The 2,913-nt window shown below is 75.0% G+C and carries 2 protein-coding genes and 1 pseudogene; 2 read left to right on the top strand and 1 reads right to left on the bottom strand.

Going from position 1 to position 2,913, the window contains the following annotated elements; all coding sequences use genetic code 11:
• The coding region (locus G3I53_RS19775; protein WP_164438599.1) for a DegT/DnrJ/EryC1/StrS family aminotransferase at positions 1-837 on the bottom strand (837 nt) is incomplete at its 3' end.
• Positions 838-1,128: 291 nt separating this feature from the next.
• On the opposite strand from G3I53_RS19775, the gene fahA reads away from it, so the two are divergent.
• Positions 1,129-2,346 (top strand): fumarylacetoacetase, encoded by a 1,218-nt coding sequence (fahA, locus tag G3I53_RS19770; RefSeq protein WP_164337716.1) that lies wholly within the window; start codon positions 1,129-1,131, stop codon positions 2,344-2,346.
• Positions 2,347-2,541: 195 nt separating this feature from the next.
• Positions 2,542-2,913 (top strand): annotated as a pseudogene (locus G3I53_RS19765) (M56 family peptidase); the annotation flags it as partial.

Raw genomic sequence — 2,913 nt, 5'->3', positions numbered from 1 at the left:
CCGGCGCAGCCGCACCGGGCCCGGCTCCAGCCGGTAGTCGTGCATGTCGACGCGCACCCACGTGTGGTGGGCGCCGAGGTCGGGGGCGGCGTCCGCGGCGCGGCTCAGCTCGCGGGGGCGCAGGGGCATCCGGATGCCCTCGCGCTCGGTCAGCCCCAGCAGGCCCAGCGTGGCCCAGGCGGCCCGGCGCAGCCCGAGGCCCCGGACCGCGGCCTCGGCGTACGGCCGGACCGCGTAGGTGAGTTCGGACCGGGCGCGGCGCGGGACCAGCAGCTCGTCGCGGGCGGCACGCAGGTCGTCGGCGAGGTCCGGGTCGGCGACCGCCAGCATGCCGCCCGCCTTGGCGTCGACATGCTTGGAAAGGCTGAAAACCGACGCGTCGCCCCAGGCGCCGACCGGGCGCCCGCCGACCTCGCTGCCGATGGCGTGGGCCGCGTCCTCGAACAGCGGGATGCCCAGCGAGGCGCACCGCGCGCGCAGGCGGGGCGCCGGGTCCGGGTTGCCGTAGAGGTTCGTGGTGAGCACGGCGGAGAGCGAACCCCACACGTCGGCGGGCACGGCGTCGATGTCGATGGACGCGTCGAACGGGTTCAGCGGCGCCTGCACCGGCCGCAGCCCGGCGGCCAGCACGACGAAGAAGATGACGTCGTCGTTGACCGGCGACATCAGGACCCGGCCCCCGGGCGGGCACCAGTGACGCAGCGCCACGTACAGCCCGAGCCGGCACGACGGCATGTACACGCATTCCCGGCCGAGCCGGGCACGCAGGGTCTCCTCCAGCCGTCGTGGCTGGACACCCGAGCGCACCGAACCCGGACCGGCCTCCCCAATGGCCATCCGCCCCCCTGAGGTGCCGTCGGAAAACCCCCTCCCCGAGGCCTTCCGGCACCTGCCCAGAGTCGCCCCGTTCGCACCGCTCCGTCAAGATTGCGTCGCGTCCTGTGGATAACTTCCGGTACGCAAGTGACGGCGTGCGCGGGCCCGTCCGCGCCCCGCACGCCGTCGGCCTGCCCCGTCCGCCACCGCGCCATCACGACGGCCCTGCCCAAGACGGGGGTGTCCCCCGTAACGTGTGGCACGGCCACGGACACGTGGAGCACTGCGCACACGAAAGCGAGGCAGCACCCGATGCCCCCCTTCGATGTCCCCGAGGGCGATCCCTTCGGCCCGCACAATTTGCCGTACGGCGTGTTCTCGCCCCCCGGCTCGTCGGAGCGGACCGTCGGCGTCCGGCTCGGCGACCACGTCCTCGACGCCGGAGCCGCCGCCCACGCGCTCGGCTCCCCCTACGCCTCCCTGCTGGCCCGGCCGACCCTCAACGCCCTGCTGGCGGCGGGCCGGACGGCCTGGTCGGACGTGCGGCGGGCGATCACCGCGTGGGTGACCGTCCCGGCGCACCGGGAGACCGTGGAGCCGCTGTTCCACCCCCTGTCCGCGGTGACCCTGCACCTGCCCTTCGAGGTCGCGGACTACGTGGACTTCTACGCCTCCGAGAACCACGCGCGGAACGTGGGCCGGATGTTCCGCCCCGACGCCCCGGACTCCCTCACCCCCAACTGGAAGCACCTGCCGATCGGCTACCACGGCCGCTCCGGCACGGTCGTGGTGTCCGGCACCGATGTCGTGCGCCCCGCGGGCCAGCGCAAGGCGCCCGCCGACCCCGCCCCGGTCTTCGGCCCGTCCGTGCGGCTGGACATCGAGGCCGAGGTCGGTTTCGTCGTCGGGGTGCCGTCGGAGCAGGGGCGTCCGGTGCCGCTCGGCTCCTTCCGGGACCACGTGTTCGGCCTGTGCCTGCTCAACGACTGGTCCGCGCGCGACGTCCAGGCCTGGGAGTACGTGCCGCTCGGCCCGTTCCTCGGCAAGTCCTTCGCGACCTCGGTGTCCGCGTGGATCACCCCGCTGGACGCCCTGGACGAGGCCCGGGTGGCGCCGCCGGAGCGCACCCACGACCTGCTGCCCTACCTGGACGACCGGGAGGAGGAGCCGGGCGGTTACGACCTGCGGATGTCCGTCGCCCTCAACGGCCACGTCGTCTCCGAGCCGCGCTTCTCCACCATGTACTGGACGGCCGCGCAGCAGCTCGCCCACATGACGGTGAACGGCGCGTCCCTGCGCACCGGCGACCTGTACGGCTCCGGCACGGTCAGCGGGCCCACCGAGCGGGAACGCGGATCGCTGCTGGAGCTGACCTGGAACGGCCGCGACCCGCTGGAACTGCCCGACGGCAAGCGGACGTTCCTGGAAGACGGGGACGAGGTGACCCTGACGGCCTGGGCGCCCGGCCCCGGCGGGGTGCGCGTCGGACTGGGCGAGGTCACCGGCCGGGTGGTGCCCACGCCGTCCTGACCCGGACCGTTCCCACTGGGTCGGCCGGACCGGAACCGGCCGACCCCTGCCTCGCACCGCCCCGCGCCGTCATACTGGGCGTCGGGCGGTGCGGACGGTCCGGCCGGCAGCCCGCGGACCCCCGCGCACCCGCCCCGCGCACCAGCCCGCTGTGTCCCGAGCCGCCCTCTTCCGAGAAGATCCGGAGTCCGTGGCATGACCGTCTGCCTGCTCCTGCTGAGCTTCGTCGCCGTGACGGCCGCCGTCCCCGTCCCCCGGGCGCTGACCCGGGCGAAGTGGCCGGAGCGGGAGCCGGTGGTGGGCCTGTGGGTGTGGCAGTGCCTGGTCGCCACCGTCCTGCTGTGCTGTGTGACCGCGCTCGCCCTGGGCGCCGCCGCCGTGTTCGGCACCGTCCGCGCCCAGCTCTTCGCCCCGGCCCCGCCCGCCGTGACCGCCGCCTACGACCTGTCGTCCGCGCCGGCCTGGGCGGTCGTCCTCACCGTGCTGCTGGCCTGCGGGGCCGCCTGGACGACGGCCATGCTCGCGCGGGAGCTGTTCGAGGCCCGCCGGCGCCGCGCCCGGGCCCGC

This window comes from Streptomyces sp. SID14436 (assembly GCF_010548465.1).
Lineage (GTDB): Bacteria > Actinomycetota > Actinomycetes > Streptomycetales > Streptomycetaceae > Streptomyces.
This window is presented reverse-complemented; position numbering and strand designations above follow the sequence as displayed.